The 19,580-nt window shown below is 66.9% G+C and carries 18 protein-coding genes; 1 reads left to right on the top strand and 17 read right to left on the bottom strand.

The annotated features are described in order from the left end of the window. Window positions 1–15: 15 nt before the first annotated feature. From Bsp3421_RS20555 to ndk, 14 genes are all read right to left on the bottom strand, one after another. Window positions 16–1,164, bottom strand: coding sequence for an ATP phosphoribosyltransferase regulatory subunit (locus Bsp3421_RS20555; protein WP_274002925.1), 1,149 nt, complete (start codon window positions 1,162–1,164; stop codon window positions 16–18). A gap of 102 nt (window positions 1,165–1,266) precedes the next feature. Continuing rightward, window positions 1,267–1,458 (bottom strand): DUF2065 domain-containing protein, encoded by a 192-nt coding sequence (locus tag Bsp3421_RS20550; RefSeq protein WP_252982925.1) that lies wholly within the window; start codon window positions 1,456–1,458, stop codon window positions 1,267–1,269. 39 nt (window positions 1,459–1,497) lie between these two features. Then, window positions 1,498–2,397, bottom strand: coding sequence for a protease modulator HflC (gene hflC / locus Bsp3421_RS20545; RefSeq protein ID WP_274002924.1), 900 nt, complete (start codon window positions 2,395–2,397; stop codon window positions 1,498–1,500). A 15-nt stretch (window positions 2,398–2,412) separates the two neighbouring features. After that, window positions 2,413–3,771 (bottom strand): FtsH protease activity modulator HflK, encoded by a 1,359-nt coding sequence (gene hflK, locus Bsp3421_RS20540; RefSeq protein ID WP_274002923.1) that lies wholly within the window; start codon window positions 3,769–3,771, stop codon window positions 2,413–2,415. Between the two features lie 47 nt (window positions 3,772–3,818). Beyond that, window positions 3,819–4,982 carry a GTPase HflX gene (gene hflX / locus Bsp3421_RS20535; RefSeq protein ID WP_274004293.1) on the bottom strand — a complete coding sequence of 388 codons (1,164 nt, stop codon included), beginning with the start codon at window positions 4,980–4,982 and terminating at the stop codon, window positions 3,819–3,821. A 72-nt stretch (window positions 4,983–5,054) separates the two neighbouring features. Then, window positions 5,055–5,294 (bottom strand): RNA chaperone Hfq, encoded by a 240-nt coding sequence (hfq, locus tag Bsp3421_RS20530; RefSeq protein WP_006399927.1) that lies wholly within the window; start codon window positions 5,292–5,294, stop codon window positions 5,055–5,057. A 142-nt stretch (window positions 5,295–5,436) separates the two neighbouring features. Beyond that, window positions 5,437–6,774, bottom strand: coding sequence for a ribosome biogenesis GTPase Der (der, locus tag Bsp3421_RS20525; protein ID WP_274002866.1), 1,338 nt, complete (start codon window positions 6,772–6,774; stop codon window positions 5,437–5,439). 264 nt (window positions 6,775–7,038) lie between these two features. Next, a complete protein-coding gene (gene bamB, locus Bsp3421_RS20520) occupies window positions 7,039–8,184 on the bottom strand; it encodes an outer membrane protein assembly factor BamB (protein ID WP_274002864.1) in 1,146 nt (381 codons plus the stop codon). A 46-nt stretch (window positions 8,185–8,230) separates the two neighbouring features. Then, window positions 8,231–8,860 carry a tetratricopeptide repeat protein gene (locus Bsp3421_RS20515; protein ID WP_274002863.1) on the bottom strand — a complete coding sequence of 210 codons (630 nt, stop codon included), beginning with the start codon at window positions 8,858–8,860 and terminating at the stop codon, window positions 8,231–8,233. Window positions 8,861–8,912: 52 nt separating this feature from the next. After that, entirely contained in the window at window positions 8,913–10,253 is a 1,341-nt protein-coding gene (hisS, locus tag Bsp3421_RS20510; protein WP_274002861.1) for a histidine--tRNA ligase, read from the bottom strand. A 17-nt stretch (window positions 10,254–10,270) separates the two neighbouring features. Next, on the bottom strand, window positions 10,271–11,575 hold the full coding sequence (gene ispG, locus Bsp3421_RS20505; RefSeq protein ID WP_274002859.1) for a flavodoxin-dependent (E)-4-hydroxy-3-methylbut-2-enyl-diphosphate synthase: 1,305 nt from the start codon (window positions 11,573–11,575) through the stop codon (window positions 10,271–10,273). Window positions 11,576–11,664: 89 nt separating this feature from the next. Then, entirely contained in the window at window positions 11,665–12,705 is a 1,041-nt protein-coding gene (locus Bsp3421_RS20500; RefSeq protein WP_274002857.1) for a helix-turn-helix domain-containing protein, read from the bottom strand. A gap of 153 nt (window positions 12,706–12,858) precedes the next feature. Continuing rightward, window positions 12,859–13,995 (bottom strand): 23S rRNA (adenine(2503)-C(2))-methyltransferase RlmN, encoded by a 1,137-nt coding sequence (gene rlmN / locus Bsp3421_RS20495; RefSeq protein ID WP_274002856.1) that lies wholly within the window; start codon window positions 13,993–13,995, stop codon window positions 12,859–12,861. A gap of 40 nt (window positions 13,996–14,035) precedes the next feature. Next, window positions 14,036–14,461: a nucleoside-diphosphate kinase gene (gene ndk / locus Bsp3421_RS20490; RefSeq protein WP_274002855.1), complete on the bottom strand. Its 426-nt coding sequence runs from the start codon at window positions 14,459–14,461 to the stop codon at window positions 14,036–14,038. Window positions 14,462–14,712: 251 nt separating this feature from the next. Here ndk and Bsp3421_RS20485 point away from each other — a divergent pair, with 251 nt between their 5' ends. Next, a complete protein-coding gene (locus tag Bsp3421_RS20485; protein ID WP_274002853.1) occupies window positions 14,713–15,411 on the top strand; it encodes a Bax inhibitor-1/YccA family protein in 699 nt (232 codons plus the stop codon). A 73-nt stretch (window positions 15,412–15,484) separates the two neighbouring features. On the opposite strand, the gene rlmD is transcribed toward Bsp3421_RS20485, so the two are convergent. The 3 genes from rlmD to rpoS all read right to left on the bottom strand — a co-directional run bounded on the left by rlmD (window position 15,485) and on the right by rpoS (window position 19,578). Further along, entirely contained in the window at window positions 15,485–16,882 is a 1,398-nt protein-coding gene (gene rlmD, locus Bsp3421_RS20480) for a 23S rRNA (uracil(1939)-C(5))-methyltransferase RlmD (protein WP_274002851.1), read from the bottom strand. A gap of 829 nt (window positions 16,883–17,711) precedes the next feature. Next, a complete protein-coding gene (locus tag Bsp3421_RS20475; protein WP_274002849.1) occupies window positions 17,712–18,488 on the bottom strand; it encodes a 3'-5' exonuclease in 777 nt (258 codons plus the stop codon). 7 nt (window positions 18,489–18,495) lie between these two features. Next, window positions 18,496–19,578, bottom strand: a complete 1,083-nt coding sequence (rpoS, locus tag Bsp3421_RS20470) for an RNA polymerase sigma factor RpoS (RefSeq protein ID WP_274002847.1) — start codon at window positions 19,576–19,578, stop codon at window positions 18,496–18,498. Between the last annotated feature and the right edge of the window lie 2 nt (window positions 19,579–19,580).

The following is a 19,580-nucleotide window of genomic DNA, read 5'->3' as shown; positions in this document are numbered from 1 at the left end:
GTATCCGCCCCCGTATCAGCGGGGCTCGACCACCCATGCGCCGCCCTGTTCGACGAGCGCTCGGTCGCAGGCGAACTCGTCGAGCACATGATCGTGCCCCGGCAGCGCCTGGATCACCACTTCGCCTGCGTCGCGCAACGCGGCCACCGCCGCGCGCAGCGCATCGTCCTGCTTCCACGGCGCGAGAATCGCCGTGCCGCGGGCCTCGACCGGGGAAATCCGCGCGACTTCGCGCAGATCGAGCGAGAACCCGGTTGCCGGGCGCGCCCGGCCGTAGGCCTGGCCGACGTGGTCGTAACGGCCGCCGCGCGCGACCGCGTTCGGCACGCCGTCCACGTATGCGGAGAACATCGGGCCGCTGTGGTAGGCATAGCCGCGCAGGTCGGCGAGATCGATCGTCACCTCGGCGCCCGCGACCTGCGCCGCGAGGCTCGCGAGATCGTCGAGCGCGCGCGTGATTTCGGGCAGGGCCGGCAGCAGCCGGCGCGCATCGTCGAGCACCGACGCATCGCCGTACAGCCGCGGCAGCACGCGCAGCGCGGCGCGCGTGTCGGGGCTCAGGCTCTCGGTCAGTTCGTTCAGCAGCGGCACGTCCTTGGCCGCGAGCGCGTCGTAGAGCGCCTCGCCGCGCGCGGCGGCGGCGGCGTCCCGCGAGAACAGTGCACCGAGCACGCCGGCGTGGCACAGATCGAGGCGGACGTTCGCGAGACCCGCGAGCCGCAGCGCGTCGAGCATCAGCTGCTGGACCTCGTGATCGGCCTCGAGGCCCGCGTGGCCGTACAGCTCCGCGCCAATCTGGATCTGCTCGCGGGTCGCGTGCAGGCCGCGCGGACGCGTGTGCAGCACGTTGCCCGCATAGCACAGGCGGGTCACGCCCTGACGGTTCAGCAGATGCGCGTCGATCCGCGCGACCTGCGGCGTGATGTCCGCGCGCAGCCCGAGCGTGCGACCGGACAACTGGTCGACGAGCTTGAAGGTGCGCAGGCGCAGATCGTTGCCGCCGCTCGTGAGCAGCGACTCGAGATATTCGAGCAGCGGCGGCATCACCATCTCGTAGCCATAGGCCCGGAAGCGGTCGAGCAGCCTGCGGCGCAGCTCCTCGATCTTGCGCGCTTCCGACGGCAGTACGTCGGCGATATTCTCGGGAAGTAACCAGGTCGACATCGTTGCGATCCTACGATGGAAAAGACGGCGCGGCAGCGCGCCTCGGATTGAATCAGGTCTGGACGACAGGCCGCAGCGGCCCGCGAATGCGCAGACGAATGCTCAGGTCGCGAGCAGCAGCAGCACGAGCCCGAGCATGATGGCGATCAGGCCGCCGATCCGGATGTGATGCGGGGGCCGCTCCGCTATTCTACGAAACGTATCGCGCCACGCGACCGGGAAAACGAACGGAAAGATCCCTTCGATAATCAGCATCAGCGCGAGCGCGAGCAATAGTGTGCCGGCGAGATCCATGCGATCGACAGCGCCGCACGACGCGGCGCCCCTTGTACGTCAATGTTTGCGGGGAGCGGGCGCCGGCGTGGGCGCGCCGCCCGTCGGGCTGCGCATGAAGCGGAAGAACTCGCTGTCGGGGTCGACGACGATGATGTCGTTCGGCTTGAAGCTGTTCCGGTACGCCTGCAGGCTCGCGTAGAACTGGTAGAAGTTCGGGTCGCGGCCGAACGCATCGGCGGCGATGGCGGCCGCTTTCGCATCGCCCTCGCCCTTGATCGTCTGCGCCGAGCGGTATGCATTCGCCAGGACCGCCTGTTGCTCGCGTCCCGCGTCCGCCTTGATCTGCTCGGCCTGCGCAGCGCCTTCCGCGCGCACGCGGTCGGCAAGCTGCTGCTGGGCCGCCGCCATCCGCTGATAAGCGGCGTCGGCCTGCGCGGCGGGCAGGTCGACGCGGGTCAGCCGCACGTCGACGACCTCGACGCCGTAGCGCGACGCCTCCGTGCGCAATGCCGCCTTCACCTCGTCGGCGATCGCGCGCTGGCCCGCAATCGCATCGTCGAGCCCGCGCTGGGCGAGCGCGCCGCCCAGCGCGCCCTTCAGCGCGGCGGCAAGCCGGTCCGCGGCGTCGCGCGGCGCGCCGCCCGTTTCGCCGTAGTACTTGAGCGCATCGGCGATCCGGTACTTGACGACCGGGCTCACGAGCACTTCCTGCTGGCTTGAGGTCGGGTAGCTCTGCGGATCGCCCGCGTCGAGCGTCTGGATCCGGATGTCGATGGCCGTCGCCATTTGCAGCGGAGGCGGCAGCTTCACGTGCAGGCCGGGGCCGACGAGCGACGGCGCGGCGCCGTCACGCGCCGACAACACGACCGCATGACGCGGATCGACGACGAACACCGTCGACGATGCAATGAACGCCACGACCACGATGGCGACGACGAGCGCAATGATTCGATTCATGAGTAGCGCTCCTGGTTACTGCAGATCGTCTTCGCGCATGCGGCTGCGAAACGCCTCGCGCGAACGCAGCGCATCCGCGCCGCCGGCCTGGCTCGCGGCCGATGTCGCTGCGGCCGGCGCCGCGGCGGCCGAGGCCGGCGCCACGGCCACCGCGCCGCTCGCCGGTGCGACTGCCCCGCCCGCTACCGCGCCCGCGGGCGCCACCGTGTCGCCGGCGCGCTGCCGGCCCTGCTCGACGATCTTGTCGAGCGGCAGGTACAGCATGCTGTTGCCCGACTTGTTGCCGACATAGACCTTGGTCGTGTTCGCGTAGATTTCTTGCATCGTCTCGAGATACATGCGCTCGCGAATCACCGCGGGCGCCTTCGAATATTGCGCGTAGACCTGCTTGAAGCGTTCCGCGTCGCCTTCCGCCTGCGCGACCACGCGATCCGCGTAAGCCTTCGCCTCGTCCGTCATCTTCGCGGCGTCGCCCTGCGCGCGCGGCAGCAGCTCGCCCGCGTAGGCCTGCGCGGCCTGTTTGGCCGCCAGGGCCTCGTCGCGCGCCTTCCCCACCGAGTCGACGGCCGTCTGCACCTGTTCGGGCGGCTGGATGCTCTGCACCGTCACGCCGGTCACGACAAGCCCGGTCTGGTCGCGATCGAGATCGCGCTGGATCGCCTGGCTGAGCTGCTCGCGCAACGCATCGCGGTCCTGGTTCAGCACGTCGTCGGCGCTGCGCGCGCCGACGAACTCGCGGATCGCCGCCTGCGCGGCCTGCGCCACGCTGCGCTCGGGGTCGACGGTACGGAACAGATAGTCGGTCGCCGAACGGATCCGATACTGGACCGCGAAGCGCACGTCGAGAATATCGGCCTCGCGGGTCAGCATCGACGCGTCCTTGACGTTCGCGAGCCGCACCACGTTGTTGCGGCCGACCTCGATCGAACGCGCCTGCGCGGTGTCGACGATCTCGTGCGACTCGAACGGATACGGCATCCGCCAATGCACGCCCTGGTCCACCGTGCCCTTGAGGCGGCCGAACTGCAGCACGACGCCCGTCTGCCCGTCGGGCACGATGAAGGTGCCGCTGCCCGCATAGATCGCGATCAGCACGCCGGCGAGGATGCCGACGCCGCGTCGCGCGGCTTGGCCGTTGTCCGGACGCAGGCCGCCGCCGCCCTTGCCGCCGAACAGGCCGCTCAGGCGGCGGTTGAAGTTCCGCCACATTTCGTCGAGGTCGGGTGGGCCGTCGCCGTCGCGGCCTTCCGGGCGCTTCGGTTGATTGGCGCGAGGCTTGTCGCCGTTGCCGTCGCCACGCCCCCAACGGGGATCGTTGATCGACAACAGGGCGCGCATCCGCAGCCAGGTACTCCGCTCGTTGTAATCGTTCACCTGTGTTTTGTTCACCAGATTGGGCGCCGGTTTACCGGACTGGCCGGTTAGCGCCCGTGTTCGGAAACCGTGTGGTCTTCGTGTGGTTCTGCCGGCAGGCCGTCGAACGGCTCGGCGCCGGAAAGATGTTCCGCGGCAGCGATTTCGGCGATGGCGGCGCGCAGCGCGTCCAGGCCCTGGCCCGTGCGCGCGCTCAAAAAGACGCGCGAAATATTACCATACTCATCCCGCTCGACCGCCTCGCTGCGGGCCGCCAGCTCGGGAACGGCGTCGATCTTGTTGAACACCAGCACCTGCCGGATCGAATCCGCCCCAATTTCACGCAGCACGTCGTTGACCTGCTCGATCTGCTCGAGCCGCACCGCGCTCGACGCATCGACCACATGCAGCAGCAGATCCGCATGAATCGTCTCCTCGAGGGTCGCGCGGAACGCCGCGACCAACTGGTGCGGCAATTCGCGGATGAAGCCGACCGTGTCGGACACGACGATCTGACCGACGTCGTCGCCGAGGTAGACGCGCCGCGAGGTGGTGTCGAGCGTCGCGAACAACTGATCCGCCGCATACGCCTGCGCCTTCGTCAGCGCATTGAACAGCGTCGACTTGCCCGCGTTCGTATAGCCGACGAGCGACACCGACATGATGCGGTTGCGCGCGCGCTGACGACGCTGCGTGCCGTGCTGGCGACGCAGCTTCTCGAGCCGCGACTTGAGCATCTTGATGCGATCGCCGATCAACCGGCGGTCGGTTTCGAGCTGGGTTTCGCCGGGGCCGCGCAAGCCGATCCCGCCTTTTTGACGCTCGAGGTGGGTCCAGGCGCGGATCAGGCGGGTGGACAGATACTGCAGCTGCGCGAGTTCGACCTGCAGCTTGCCTTCATGGCTGCGCGCGCGCTGCGCGAAGATATCGAGGATGAGGCTCGTGCGATCGATCACGCGCCGGTCCAGCAGGCGCTCGAGATTGCGCTGCTGCGCGGGGGCGAGCGCATGATTGAAGATCACGACCTCGACGTCGTGCGCCTCGCAGGCGAGCCGCAATTCGTCGGCCTTGCCGCTGCCGAGGAACAGCGCGGCATCGGGACTCGCTCGGCGACCGGTCAGGGTAACGGTGGGATGGGCGCCCGCGCTGGTGGCGAGCAGGCTGAGTTCTTCGAGACTGGCTTCGAAATCGGTCTTGCCGAAATCGATGCCGACTAACGCTGCGTTGATCAAATTGTCGGATGTCAAGATTGGGCGGCTGGCATGTAACGCCGACGGCGACCGGACGCCAGCCGCGGCATGGGGTTAGGACGAGGCTTCCGCGTCCGGGTGGAAATTCACCGGGCGGGCCGGCACGACCGTCGAGATGGCGTGCTTGTAGACCATTTGGGTCACGGTGTTACGGAGCAACACGACGTACTGGTCGAACGATTCGATGTTCCCTTGAAGCTTGATGCCGTTGACCAGGTAGATCGAAACCGGCACGTGCTCTTTGCGCAGTGCGTTCAGAAACGGGTCTTGTAACAATTGCCCTTTGTTGCTCATGGCGTACTCCATCTTTTTTTGCAGGTTGATCTAGATTGACGACGAAGAAAAAGAGATCCGCCGTCAATCGCTACACTATAGCCGATTTTGCCCTTCGCACCCGGCTCCGGCCGTTCGGCCGAGCCCTTGCCGGACGGGCCGTTCAGTCCTTGTCCGCGTACGGGTTGTGCGACGAGCGAAACTCTATTCGCAATGGAGTCCCTGTCAGCGAGAAAGTTTCTCGGAACCGGTTTTCGAGGTAGCGCTTGTAAGTTTCGGTAACGGCATCGAGCGCGTTGCCGTGGATCACGATGAGCGGCGGGTTCTGTCCGCCCTGGTGCGCGTAGCGCAGCTTCGGCCGCACCGGGCCGCGACGGCGCGGCTGCTGGAACTCCACCGCCTCGATCAGCGCGCGCGTGAGCTTCGGCGTCGGCAGCTTGGCCATCGCCGCCGCGTACGCGTCGTCCACCGAACGCAGCAGCGCGCCGATGCCGGTCTTCTCCGCCGCCGAGATGAAATGGAACTTCGCGAACTCGAGGAACTTGAGCTTGCGCGTGAGATCGGCCTTGGTGCGTTCGCGCGTGTGCGCGTCGAGCCCGTCCCACTTGTTCACGCCGACCACCAGCGCACGGCCCTGCTCGACCACGAAGCCCGCGATGTGCGCGTCCTGGTCCGAGATGTCCTGGCGCGCATCGAGCAGCAGAATCACCACGTTCGCGTCGGAGATCGACTGCAGCGTCTTCACCACCGAGAATTTCTCGATCGCCTCGAACACCTTGCCGCGCCGGCGCAGGCCCGCCGTGTCGATCAGCGTGTACGGCTTGCCGTTGCGCTCGAAGTCGACGTAGATCGAATCGCGCGTCGTGCCGGGCATGTCGAACGCGATCACGCGGTCCTCGCCGATCAGCGTATTGACGAGCGTCGACTTGCCGACGTTCGGACGGCCGACGATCGCGATCTTGACGCCGCGCGTCGCGGCCTCGTCCTCGCCTTCCTCGGGCTGGCCCGCGTAGGCCACCTCGAGCGCCTCGTTGATCATGTCGTTCACGCCGTCGCCGTGCGCGGCCGAGATCGCGCGCGGATCGCCGAGCCCCAGCTCATAGAAATCCGACGCGACCGCCGTGTACTTCATCCCCTCGGCCTTGTTGACGACGAGGAAGATCGGCCGGCCGGTCTTGCGCAGATAGTCGGCGATCGACTTGTCCTGCGGCGCGAGCCCGTTGCGGCCGTCGACGATGAACACCACCACGTCGGCCTCCTCGACGGCCTGGCGCGTCTGGCGCGCCATCTCGTGCAGGATGCCGTCCTTCGCGACCGGCTCGAAGCCGCCCGTGTCGACGACCAGGTACGGACGCTCGCCGACCCGCCCCTCGCCGTAGTGGCGATCGCGCGTGAGGCCGGGAAGATCGGCGACCAGCGCATCGCGCGAGCGCGTGAGCCGGTTGAACAGCGTGGATTTCCCCACATTGGGGCGCCCAACGAGGGCAATGACCGGTTTCATCTGATGTCGTCTTCGGTGAAACGCAGCGGAGGGAGGCCTGCTCCGGCAGGCGACTGCGTTTAATGAAAATTAGCACGAAATTCGCGCCGCTCCCGAAGGACGGCGCCGCGGCGCGCAATCCGGCGCCGCCTGTTCTGGCACTACTCTATGGCGATGGGCGGCGGACCGGACGCGTAGCCGGGCGGCCGGCCGCCGTCGTTCGCCTGCGAAAAAACAACGCGCGGCCCGCACCAGGCGGAGCCGCGCGGATACCGCGAGCCGGACTTAACGCGGGCGGAAGCCGTAGATCCCGCCGTCCTGCGTTTGCACGACGAGCGTATTGCCGGCCAACACCGGCGCGGCGGTGATCGCGCTGCCGTCGGTCTTCATCCGGGCGATGAACGACCCGTCGTCGCGCGACAGGAAGTGCACGAAGCCCTGGTAGTCGCCGAGCACCACCGCGCGGCCGAGCAGGTACGGCACACCGACGTCGCGGCTCTTCAGCTTGTCGTTGCGCCACAGCTGGTTGCCCGTCGCCGCGTCGTACGCGGTCACGACCGACCAGTCGTCGCCGCCCGCCACCACCGTTTCATCCTGCGCGATGCCGCTGCGGCTCGAGAACGCCTTCTCCCACACCGCATGCCCCGAGTTCGCGTCGAAACAGCCCAGCTGGCCCTGGAACGTGACGGCGCAGGTCTCGGCGCCGACCAGCGTCGGCGGGCCGCTGACGTCGTTGATCCGCTCGACCTCGGTCACCCCCTTCGGGAACGACACGGGCGTCTGCCAGAACGGGTCGCCCGTCTTCAGGTCGATCGCCACCAGCCCGCCGCCCGGGAAGCCGGCCAGCACGGCCGCGTCGCCCGCGAAGGTCATGCCGGCCGAGACGCGCAGGTTCAGCGGCACCGCGCGGTTGCGGTAGACCCACTTCTGCTCGCCCGTGTCGGCGGAGAACGCGATCACCTGGCCGTCGATCGTGCGCACGATCACGAGGCCGTTGCCGACGAGCGGCGGCGAGAAGACCTCGCCCTGCACCGTGGTCTTCCACAGCAGCTTGCCGTCGGGCCCGAGCACGAACAGGCCGCCCTTGAGCGCGCCGACCGCGGTCAGCTTGCCGTCGCTGCCGACGCCGGCCGACAGATCCGAGCCGACCTTGGTGCGCCAGACTTCCTGGCCGGTCTTCGCATCGATCTTCTCGACCGCGCCGTTCGCGCCCGCGACGTACACCGCGTCGCCGACAGCCACGGGCGAGAACGCATAGCGGCCGCCCTTGGGCACGCTTGCCTTCCACACCTGCTGAACGTCGAGCACGGGTTTGATCTCGGTGAGCGGCGTCGGCACGCGGCGCGCGTCCTTCGTTGACGAGCAGGCCGCCAGAACCAGGACGGCCGCCGCGCAGGCAGCGGGTGCAGCGTAACGTTTCAGCAAATTCATCGGTGAGCGAAGCAAAGAGTTAGGTTGTGGTACGGAGCGTGGGCATTCAGCCGCCGAGCGCGTCCAGCTTGAATTGCACCAGCTGGCGCGCGGAGCTGTCGTCCTTCGGCAGCGCGTCGAGCGCGAGCTTGTATGCGGCGCGCGCGTCGTCGGTCTTGCCCTGCGCGGCCAGCAGGTCGCCGCGGCGGTCCGCGACGAGCCCCTTGAAACCGTCGGACGACGCCCCGGACAGCAGCGCGAGCCCTGCGTCGTAGGCCTTTTCGTCGAGCAGGAGCGTGGCGAGACGAAGCTTCGCGACCTGCTTGTACTCGTCGTCCTTCGCGTGATCGACCGCCCATTGCAGTTGCGCCTTCGCGCCCGCCAGATCGCCCGCCGCATACAGCGACTTCGCGGCCGCGAGCGCCGTCATCTGCGCGTAAGCCGTGCCGCCGAACTTGTCTTCCATGTCGGACGCGACCCGCGCCACCTTGGTCTTGTCGTTCGCCGCGACGGCTTGCTGCATCTGCTCGTACAGCACCGACGCCTCGGCCGCCTGACGGCGCTGCCAGTAGTTCCAGCCGTTCCAGCCGGCCGCGACGACGAGGGCTGCAATCGCAATCCAGGTCGTCAGGTTGCCCCAGCGGGCCCACCAGGCTTTTACGCTTTCAATCGATTCTTGTTCGTCGTGGTAACTCATCGCTCAGCGATTCCTTCCTGTACACGCTTTTTTATTGACGGACGCGCCGCGATCAATCGTCGCCGTCTTCGGCGGTTGCAACCATCGCATTGATTAGAAATTCGGTCAAGCCTTCGACCGGAACGGTGTGCTGAACGTTCTTCTCGCCCTCGGCTCCCGCGCCGCGCAACGCCTTCACGCCCGCCGTGCCGTTCGCGACCTCATCCTCGCCGAAGATCACGGCGTAGGCCGCGCCGCTCGCGTCCGCGCGCTTCATCTGCGACTTGAAGCTTGCGCCCGCGCCGTCCGCGCTGCAATGGAAGATCACGTCGAGACCCGTGTCGCGCAGCCGCTCGGCGAGAATGAACGCCTGTTCGCGCGCCACCTCGCCCTGGTGCACCACGTACACGTCGACCCCGTCCTGTTCCGGCACGAGCTTGTCTTCCTTCAGCAACTCGAGGATCCGCTCGATGCCCATGGCCCAGCCGCACGCAGCCGTCGGCTTGCCGCCCAGCTGCTCGATCAGCGGATCGTAGCGGCCGCCCGCCGCCACCGTGCCCTGCGCGCCGAGCTTGTCGGTCACCCATTCGAACACGGTCAGGTTGTAGTAGTCGAGGCCGCGCACGAGACGCGGATTGACCGTGAACGGGATGTTGTTCGCCTTGAGCAGGCGCTGCAGCCCGTCGAAATGCGAGCGCGACGCCTCGCCGAGGAAGTCGATCAGCTTCGGCGCGTTCTGCACGACGTCCTGCAGCGCGGGGTTCTTCGTGTCGAGCACGCGCAGCGGGTTCGTATACAGGCGGCGCTTCGCGTCCTCGTCGAGCTGCTCCGCGTGCTGCTCGAGGTACTTGATCAGCTCGACGCGGTGCGCGGCGCGCTCCTCGGCGAGCCCGAGCGAATTGAGTTCGAGGCGGATGCCGGTCAGCCCGAGGTCGTCCCACAGGCGCTGGCACATCATGATGATTTCCGCGTCCGCGTCCGGCCCCGCGAAGCCGAGCGCCTCGACGCCGACCTGGTGGAACTGGCGATAGCGGCCGCGCTGCGGACGCTCGTGACGGAACATCGGACCGACGTACCACAGGCGCTTCGGGCCGTCGTACAGCAGGTTGTGCTCGATCGCCGCGCGCACCACGGCCGCGGTGTTCTCCGGACGCAGCGTGAGATGCTCGCCGTTCAGCGCGTCGGTGAAGCTGTACATCTCCTTCTCGACGATGTCGGTCACCTCGCCGATGCCGCGCGTGAACAACTGCGTATGCTCGACGATCGGCGTGCGGATGTTCTGATAGCCGTACGCGCGCAGCAGCGACTTGACGGTCGATTCGAAGAACTCCCACAGCCCGGCATCCTGCGGCAGGATGTCGTTCATGCCCTTGACGCCGGACAGCTTCTCGATCTTTCGCTTTTGTTCTGTCATCTGTATTCGGTTGACGTTTAATTCGCGGCCGCAGCGCGGCCATAGTTACGCTCGACGTAATCGCTGACGATCTGCTGGAATTCTTCCGCGATGCGTTCGCCGCGCAGCGTCTTCACCTTTTCGCCGTCGATGAACACCGGCGCTGCCGGGTTCTCGCCGGAGCCCGGCAGGCTGATGCCGATGTTCGCGTGCTTCGATTCGCCCGGCCCGTTGACGATGCAGCCCATCACCGCGACGTTCATTTTCTCGACGCCCGGGTAGGTCTTGCGCCAGACCGGCATCTGCTCGCGCAGGTAGGTCTGGATGTCCATCGCCAGTTCCTGGAACAGCGTGCTCGTGGTGCGGCCGCAGCCCGGGCATGCGATCACCATCGGCGCGAACGCGCGCAGGCCCATGGTCTGCAGGATCTCCTGGCCGACCACGACCTCGCCCGTGCGCGGCGCGCCCGGCTCCGGCGTCAGCGAGATGCGGATCGTGTCGCCGATGCCTTCCTGCAGCAGCACGCCCAGCGCCGCCGTCGACGCGACGATGCCCTTCGAGCCCATCCCGGCTTCGGTCAGGCCCAGGTGCAGCGCGAATCCGCAGCGACGCGACAGCTCGCGATACACCGCGATCAGGTCCTGCACGCCGCTGACCTTGCACGACAGCACGATCCGGTCGCGCCCGAGGCCCAGCTCGACCGCCCGCTCGGCGGAGCCGATCGCCGACTGGATCAGCGCCTCGTACATCACGCTCTGGGCTTCCCACGGCACCGCGCGCGCGGCGTTCTCATCCATCATGCGGGCGAGCAGATCCTGGTCGAGGCTGCCCCAGTTCACGCCGATCCGCACCGGCTTGTCGTACTTGGCCGCGAACTCGATCATCTGCGCGAACTGCGTGTCGCGCTTCGCGCCCTGGCCGACGTTGCCCGGATTGATCCGGTACTTCGACAGCGATTCCGCGCAACCGGGGTGGTCGCGCAGCAGCAGATGGCCGTTGTAATGGAAGTCGCCGACGAGCGGCACCATGACGCCCATGCGGTCGAGCTGCTCGCGAATCGCGGGCACGGCGGCGGCGGCGGCCGGCGTGTCCACCGTGATCCGCACCAGTTCGGAGCCGGCGTTCGCGAGTTCCTTGATCTGGATGGCCGTACCGATCGCGTCCGCGGTATCGGTATTCGTCATCGACTGCACGCGCACCGGCGCGGCGCCGCCGATCGTCACGAGCTGCCCGCCCCAACGGACATCCACCGCGTGCGACACGCGCCGCGGCGCGTGGCCGCCGAACACCGGCTCGGTTGAACAAATCTGACTGTTGCGGGGGGATTGAGCTTCGGATTGCATCGATAGATCCATTTACGCCGGATGCGCCGCCTGCCCGGCGACGCGCGAATTGAAAAAGCGCCGTGCCCGGTCAGCCACGGCGCTTACCGTCAGGGCAACGTGAACCGCGCGACGTTGCCCCGAGCCGTCGAATATTTTGCCGGATCGACGGGTTTTCCGTCGACCGTTATCGCGTCGAGCCCGGCCTTGTTGCCGATCGTGACCTTGAGCGGCGCATCGCCCGAGACCTGTTTGCTCTCGCCCGCGCGCACCAGCGCGGAGAAGACTTCCTTGCCGTTCTTGTCGCGCACGCTGAACCAGCAATCCTGCGTGACCTTCAGTTCGACGAGCGACTGGCCCGCGGCGGCGACCACCGCGCTCGCCGCATCGCTCGCGCCCGTCGTGCCGGCGACCACCACCGGCGCCGGCGCGGAAGCGGCGGGCGCGGCGGAAGCCGGCGCCACTGCGACGGGCGGCGCGGCCGGCGCGCTGACCGAAGCGTCGGTCGCGGCGGGCGTCGACCCGGCCGCATCGGAACCGGCAGCCTGCGGCTCACTCGCGATCGGCCCGCCCGCCACCGGGCTCGCCTCGGGCGCGCTCGCCTCCGGCTGCGCCTGCACCGCGGACGCGCTTTCCGCGCCGCCCGAGGACTTGAAGCGCGCGAGCCAGTTCGACGAATCGCCGCCCGTATGCCACATCGCCGCCGCGACCACCGCGATCACGGCCGCCGCCACGGCCCACAGCCACGAACGATGGCGCGACGAGCCGCCCAGCGGAATCGACACCCGGCCGCGCGGCAGATCCGTGCCCGCCGACGCGGGCATCGACAGATCGACCTCGGGCGCGCCGCGCTCGCGACGCAGCACCTGCGCGAACGGCTCCGGATCGACGCCGAGCATCTTCGCGTAGCTGCGCACCACGCCGACCGCGAACGCCGTGCCCGGCAGATGGCTGATGTCGCCCGACTCGAGCGCGCGGAGCTTCGGAGGCGCGACCTTGAGCCGCGCCGACACGTCGCCGACCGACCAGCCCTTCGCTTCCCGAAGCTGCGCCAGCCGGGCGCCGACCGCCGCCAGCGATTCCATGCCCGCCGGCGCCGGTTGCGGCCCGGCATTCGTCTGTGCGCCCTGTGACGGCTGCGGCTCGCTCATCCTAATCCTCGCGTCGATTCTTCTTCAGTTGCGCGTTCGCGCCGGCGTGGCCGGCCAGAAGGCGCAATATCGTTGTCACACAATGCACGGCGCAATCATGCGCCGCATCCGATCGCTGTTCGCGTATTGACTGCTGAGATCCGGGCATCCCCGTCAAACCGCCCGGACCTCGATGATTTTTCCTGCGCCGGTCCGCTCGGCAAGACGCGTGCGATCCTTGACCGCCCCTGCCAGCTGACCGCATGCGGCGTCGATATCGTCGCCGCGGGTCTTGCGTACCGTCGTCACCACGCCCGCATCGATCAGAATCTGCGCGAAGCGCTTGATCTGTTCGTTCTTCGAGCGCAGGAGGCCCGATTCGGGGAACGGATTGAACGGTATCAGATTGAACTTGCACGGCACGTCGCGCGTGAGCGCGAGCAGCTCGCGGGCATGCGCCTCGGTGTCGTTGACGCCGTCGAGCATGCAGTATTCGAAGGTGATGAAATCGCGCGGCGCGACTTTCAGATAGCGCTGGCACGCGGCCATCAGTTCGCGCAGCGGATGCTTGCGGTTGAGCGGCACGAGTTCGTCGCGCAGCGCATCATTCGGCGCGTGCAGCGACACCGCGAGCGCGACCGGCAGCTCGGCGCCGAGCCGGTCCATCATCGGCACCACGCCCGAGGTCGACAGCGTGACGCGCCGGCGCGACAGGCCGTACGCATTGTCGTCAAGCATCAGCCGCATGGCCGGTACGACCGCCGTGTAATTGAGCAGCGGCTCGCCCATGCCCATCATGACGACATTCGTGATCACCCGTTCGGCCTTGCCGTTCGGGCCCGGCGCGCGCCCGAGCGACGCCCGCAGCGCGAATTCGGCCATCCGCAACTGGCCGATGATCTCGGCCGTCGACAGATTGCGGGAAAAGCCCTGCTTGCCGGTGGAACAGAAACGGCAGTTGACCGCGCACCCCGCCTGCGAGGACACGCACAGCGTGCCGCGCGTTTCCTCGGGGATGTAGACCGTCTCGACCGCATTGCCGTTGCCGACGTCGATCAGCCACTTGCGCGTGCCGTCGGTGGACACGTGATCGCTGGCGATGTCCGGCATGCGGATCTCGGCGCGGCCCTTGAGCTTTTCGCGCAAGGACTTCGCGAGATCGGTCATGCCGTCGAAATCGGCGGCATTGTATTGATGGATCCAGCGCTGCAGCTGCTTGGCCCGAAACGGCTTCTCGCCGAGGCTGCCGCAGTACGCGACCAGCCCCTCGGCGTCGAAGTCGAGAAGATTGACGGAAGATTCACTCGCCATGATGCCCTGCCTTGCCGCTGCGCCGGATCCAGCCACTCGCTTAACGCGAGTAGACGTTCATTTCCGGGAAGAAGAATGCGATCTCGCCGCGCGCCGTTTCAGCGGCGTCCGAGCCGTGCACTGCGTTCGCGTCGATGCTGTCCGCGAAGTCGGCGCGGATCGTGCCCTTTTCCGCCTTCTTCGGGTCCGTCGCGCCCATCAGGTCGCGGTTCTTCAGAATCGCGCCTTCACCTTCCAGAACCTGGATCATCACCGGGCCGGAGACCATGAAATCGACGAGGTCCTTGAAGAACGGACGCTCTGCGTGCACCGCGTAGAACTTCTCCGCTTCGCCGCGCGACAGATGCGCCATGCGCGCTGCGATGACCTTCAGGCCAGCGCCTTCGAAACGGCTGTAGATCTGACCGATCACGTTCTTTGCCACCGCGTCCGGCTTGATGATCGACAGGGTGCGTTCGATTGCCATAAAAACTCCAAGAAATTAAGAGGTTACGTTTTCAAATGAATCCGCTATTGTAACACGATCCCGTGTATCATTGCGATTGAACCCTTACACAGATGAAAGGTTCCAAAAACATCGGTTTCGACGCCCAAGCCATTGAAACCTAAGGCCTCGAAACCTATCTTAGGAGTAGCAGCATCGCGGATTGCTGCAGCGCACACAGCGCCCGGAAGTCCGCGCTTCAAACGTTTTCACGTTCAATGTTAGGAGAAAGCATGAACGACTATCCGTACAACTTCGGCCGCGGCGGCGCCGTCGGCACGGCCGAAACCCGCAACCGCGTGCTGCGCAACACCTACTGGCTGCTCGCCCTGTCGATGGTGCCGACCGTGCTGGGCGCGTGGGTCGGCGTCGCCACCGGCTTCTCGCTGTTCGCGGCCACGAGCCCGGCCATGAGCCTGCTCGCGTTCTTCGCGATCGCGTTCGGCTTCATGTTCGCGATCGAGCGCACCAAGAACAGCAGCGCCGGCGTATTCGTGCTGCTCGGCTTCACGTTCTTCATGGGCCTGATGCTGTCGCGCCTGCTGAGCTTCATCCTCGGCTTCTCGAACGGCCCGTCGCTGATCATGCTTGCCTTCGGCGGCACCGGCATCATCTTCGCCGCGATGGCGACGATCGCCACCGTCAGCAAGCGCGATTTCTCGGGGCTCGGCAAGTGGCTGTTCATGGGCGTGATCGTGCTGCTGCTCGCCATGGCCGCCAACATGTTCCTGCAACTGCCGGCGTTGATGCTCACGGTCTCGGTGCTCGCGATCGTGATCTTCTCCGCTTACATGCTGTTCGACGTGCAGCGCGTCGTGAACGGCGGCGAGACCAACTACATCACGGCCACGCTCGCGATCTACCTCGATCTGTACAACGTGTTCACGAACCTGCTGGCGCTGCTCGGCATCTTCGGCGGCAACCGCAACTGATTGCGCCGCGCGCGACAGAAAAAACCGGCCCTCGAGCCGGTTTTTTTTCGTCCGCGCGATGCCGCGCGGCGCGTCAGTCCCGCTCGAACACCGCGATCGATTCGACGTGCGAGGTATTCGGGAACATGTTGACCACGCCCGCGCCGAGCATCCGGTAGCCCGCCTCGTGCACGAGCAGGCCCGCGTCGCGCGCGAGCGTCGCCGGATTGCACGACACGTAGACGATCCGCTTCGGCAACGGCCCCACGCCGCTCTGCGCGATTTCCGCGAGCGCCTTGGAGACCGCGAGCGCCCCTTCGCGCGGCGGATCGACCAGGAATTTGTCGAACGCACCGAGCGCGCGCAGATCGTCGGCGCTCACCTCGAACAGGTTGCGACACGCAAACGACGTATGACCGTCGACACCGTTCTCGCGCGCATTCGCGAGCGCGCGCGTGGTGAGCGCCTCGCTGCCCTCGATTCCCACCACCTCGCGCGCGCGCCGCGCGAGCGGCAGCGTGAAGTTGCCGATCCCGCAGAACAGGTCGAGCACGCGATCGTCGCGGCGCGGCGCGAGCAGGCGCAACGCGCGCCCGACCAGCACGCGGTTGATCTGATGATTGACCTGAGTGAAATCGGTCGGCTTGAACGGCATGCGGATATTGAATTCCGGCAACGTGTAGTCGAGCTGCGCGTCGAGCGGATAGAACGGCACGACCGTATCCGGGCCCTTCGGCTGCAGCCAGAACTGAACGCCGTGCGCGTCCGCGAACGCGCGCAGCAGCGCTTCGTCGTCCGCATTGATCGGCTCGAGCACGCGCAGCACCAGCGCCGTGACCGTCGACCCCACCGCCAGCTCGATCTGCGGCATCCGATCGCGGATCGACAGGCCCTCGACGAGCCGGCGCAGCGGCACGAGCAGCGCGGACACGTGCGGCGGCAACACCTCGCAACTCGTCATGTCGGCCACGTAGCTGCTCTTCTTCTCATGAAAGCCGACCAGCACGCCGCCCTTCTTGACCACGTTGCGCACGGTCAACCGCGCGCGGTAGCGATAGCCCCACGACGGCCCGTGGATCGGCGCGAAGATCGTCTCCGCGCGCAGCTTCGCGAGATGCCACAGATTGTCCTCGAGCACCCGCTGCTTGATCGCGACCTGCGCGCGCATTTCGAGGTGCTGCATCGAGCAGCCGCCGCACGTGCCGAAGAACGCGCACTTCGGCGTCGTGCGCATCACGCTCGGGCGCAGAATATCGACGACCTGTGCCTGCTCGTAGCTCGGCTTGCGGCGGTAGCTCGCGTACGTCACGCGCTCGCCGGGCAGCGCGCCCTCGACGAAAATCACCTTGCCCGGCTCGCCGTCCTCGTTGACGACGCGGCCGACGCCGCGGGCATCCATGTCGAGGGAGTCGATCTCGAGAATCGGGGCGCCAACAGGCGAGGCGGACGCGCGCTTCGCGTCGCGCGCAGACGGGGGGACGGCTTCAGTCACCAGCTTTTCCTGACGAACGTTTGTGGGAAGGCGAGATTGTAGACGAATGACCGCACTCGAACGGAGATTCACCGATGCGGCGGATCAATTGGAATATCCCATGGAGCCGGCACGCGCACGGCGACGCGGATCGCGCGGCTGCCGATTTCGGCATCCTGTGCGCGCGGAAGCTGACGCGCGGCGTCCAGGCGCTGCCGGGCCGGCCATCGCCGCCTCAGCAGATGGAACGCGCCGCGCTGCTGCCCGGCTATGCGGCGACGACGCGATCGCGGTCGATCGTCCGCCATCTCAGTCAGACGAACAGGACAGCGCCGTTCTTTCGGCAACGCGCTCGTCACCGCGCGTCCGCCACGCCCCGCCCTGGCCCGCCCGCAGCGATACCGCGCAGCGCGCTCGTACCGGCGCCACACGGCGATTGCGCATGCTGTGCGTGGTGGTCATGCATCTGACGTGTACATCACGCCCGACGACTCGCACCGATCAAGACGCTGCGTACACTGCATCGCGAGGCAGCCCCACCCGGCGCTCTCGAAACCGTTTCCAATCCGCTCGCGCCATCCCTGCGCGGCGCGTCAACAGCCCCTGGAACAGCGGCGCTCTCTCCGCAAGCGAGCGCCCGTTCGATGACGCACCCGCAGTCGCTACACGGGCGCATGCCGCCGACGACAGAGAGTTGTCATGACACGGAACAAGGGAGGGATGGCACGATGCGTGCGCGATGACGTGTCCGTCGCCGCGCCGCAGCCGAGCGAATCACGCGCAGCGAGATCGACGACGCGACGCCGTCGCATCCCCCGATCGCACCGGAATCACGCAAGCCCCGAGCCCGTCATGCGCCGAAGGCCGCGAGATATTCCGCCCAATGCGGCGCAGCCTCCAGTTGGAGCGCCCGCTTGACCAGCGCGATCTCGTCGGCATACGCGCCCGCGCTCAGGCCGCCGCGCATCTGCTGGAACCGGCAGTACAGCAGATAGGTATTGACGACGTCGGTTTCGCAATAGTTGCGGATCGCGTCGATCTGGCCTTCCTGGAAGGCATGCCACACCTGCCCGCCGTCCATCCCGAGCTTGCCGGGGAAGCCGCACAGCTTCGCGAGCGCATCGAGCGGCGCGCTCGCGCGCGGCTGGTACAGCGCGAGCACGTCCATCAGGTCGGTATGGCGCGAGTGGTAGCGCGACAGGTAGTTGTTCCACTTGAACTCGCGGTCGTCCTCGCCCATGTCCCAATAGCGCGGCGCGGCGACGCCATGCACGAGCGCGCGGTAATGGAGCACCGGCAGATCGAAGCCGCCGCCGTTCCACGACACGAGTTGCGGCGTGTACTTCTCGATCACGCGATAGAACGACTGGATCAGCGTGATCTCCGGATCGTCGGGCGTGCCGAGCGAACGCACGCGGAACCCGGAATCGTCGCGGAACACGCAGGAGATCGCGGCGATCCGCTGCAGGTGATGCGGCAGGAAATCGCTGCCGGTCTTCTCGCGTCGCGCGGCAAACGCATGCTCGGCGACCTCGGCATCGTTCAAGTCGGCGGGCAAATCCTCGAGACGGCGAATGCCGTCGACATCGGGAATCGTTTCGATGTCAAAAACCAGAATCGGAATCATCAGTGAATTACAGTACGGCGTCCTTGCGTACGCCGTTGGAGGCAAAGAATCGTTTGAGACGCACGAGCGCTTCCTGCTGGATCTGACGGACGCGCTCGCGGGTCAGCCCCATCTCGTCGGCCAGCTCCTCGAGCGTCGCGGGTTCGATGTGGTTGAGACCGAAGCGGCGCTCGATCACGTGGCGGTGCTTGTCGGAGAGACGCGACAACCACGCGCGCGTGAGCGTTTCCAGCTCGCGGTGCTGCACCTCGGCGTCGGGCGACTGACTCTGGTCGTCCGGCAACAGGTCGAGCAGGCTGCTCGCCGGATCGAGATCGAGCGGCGCGTCGAGCGAAGCGGTGTGTTCGTTCAGCGCGAGGATGTCGGTGACTTCCTCGGCCGTCTTGCCGGTGAGATAGGCGATGTCGTCGATGCTGGCTTCGCGGCGCTCGGCCGCCTCGCCCGTCGACATCGAGTTCTTCTCCAGGTGACGCTTCGCGCGCAACACCTGGTTCAGTTCGCGGATCACGTGCACCGGCAGCCGCACCGTGCGCGCCTGATTCATGATCGCGCGCTCGATGCTCTGGCGGATCCACCAGGTCGCATAGGTCGAAAAACGGAAGCCGCGCGTCGGATCGAACTTCTCGATCGCATGCATGAGCCCGAGGTTGCCTTCCTCGATCAGATCGAGGAGCGGCACGCCGCGGTTCAGATAGCCTTTCGCGATGCTGACGACGAGCCGCAGGTTGCGCTCGATCATCACCTGGCGCGCTTCGAACTCGCCCGCCTTCGCGAGCCGCGAATAGCGCTGCTCTTCCTCGACGGTCAAGAGCGGCTTCACGCTGATGCGGTTCAGGTAGTGCTGGATCGTGTCGGCGGTCAGCTCCGCCTGCAGCAGCGCCCGGAAATCGTCGAGCTCGGCCGGCGCCTCGCGCTCCTCTGCGGCGTCTTCCTCGCCGTCGCGGGCCTCACGGGCGTCGTAGTCGCGTTCTGCGTCAGCGGCATCGTCGTCCTCGCCGGTCGAAGCACCCTTCCGTTCCACCGATGCTTGCGTGGCACGACTGAGGTTCTCAGATTCGGCTTGCGGCTCGTGGCGCTTCGATTTCGGCATGG

The sequence above is a fragment of the Burkholderia sp. FERM BP-3421 genome (genome assembly GCF_028657905.1).
Taxonomy (GTDB): domain Bacteria; phylum Pseudomonadota; class Gammaproteobacteria; order Burkholderiales; family Burkholderiaceae; genus Burkholderia.
Note: the sequence above shows the minus strand (reverse complement) of the source record. Positions and strands in the feature narration are given on the sequence as shown.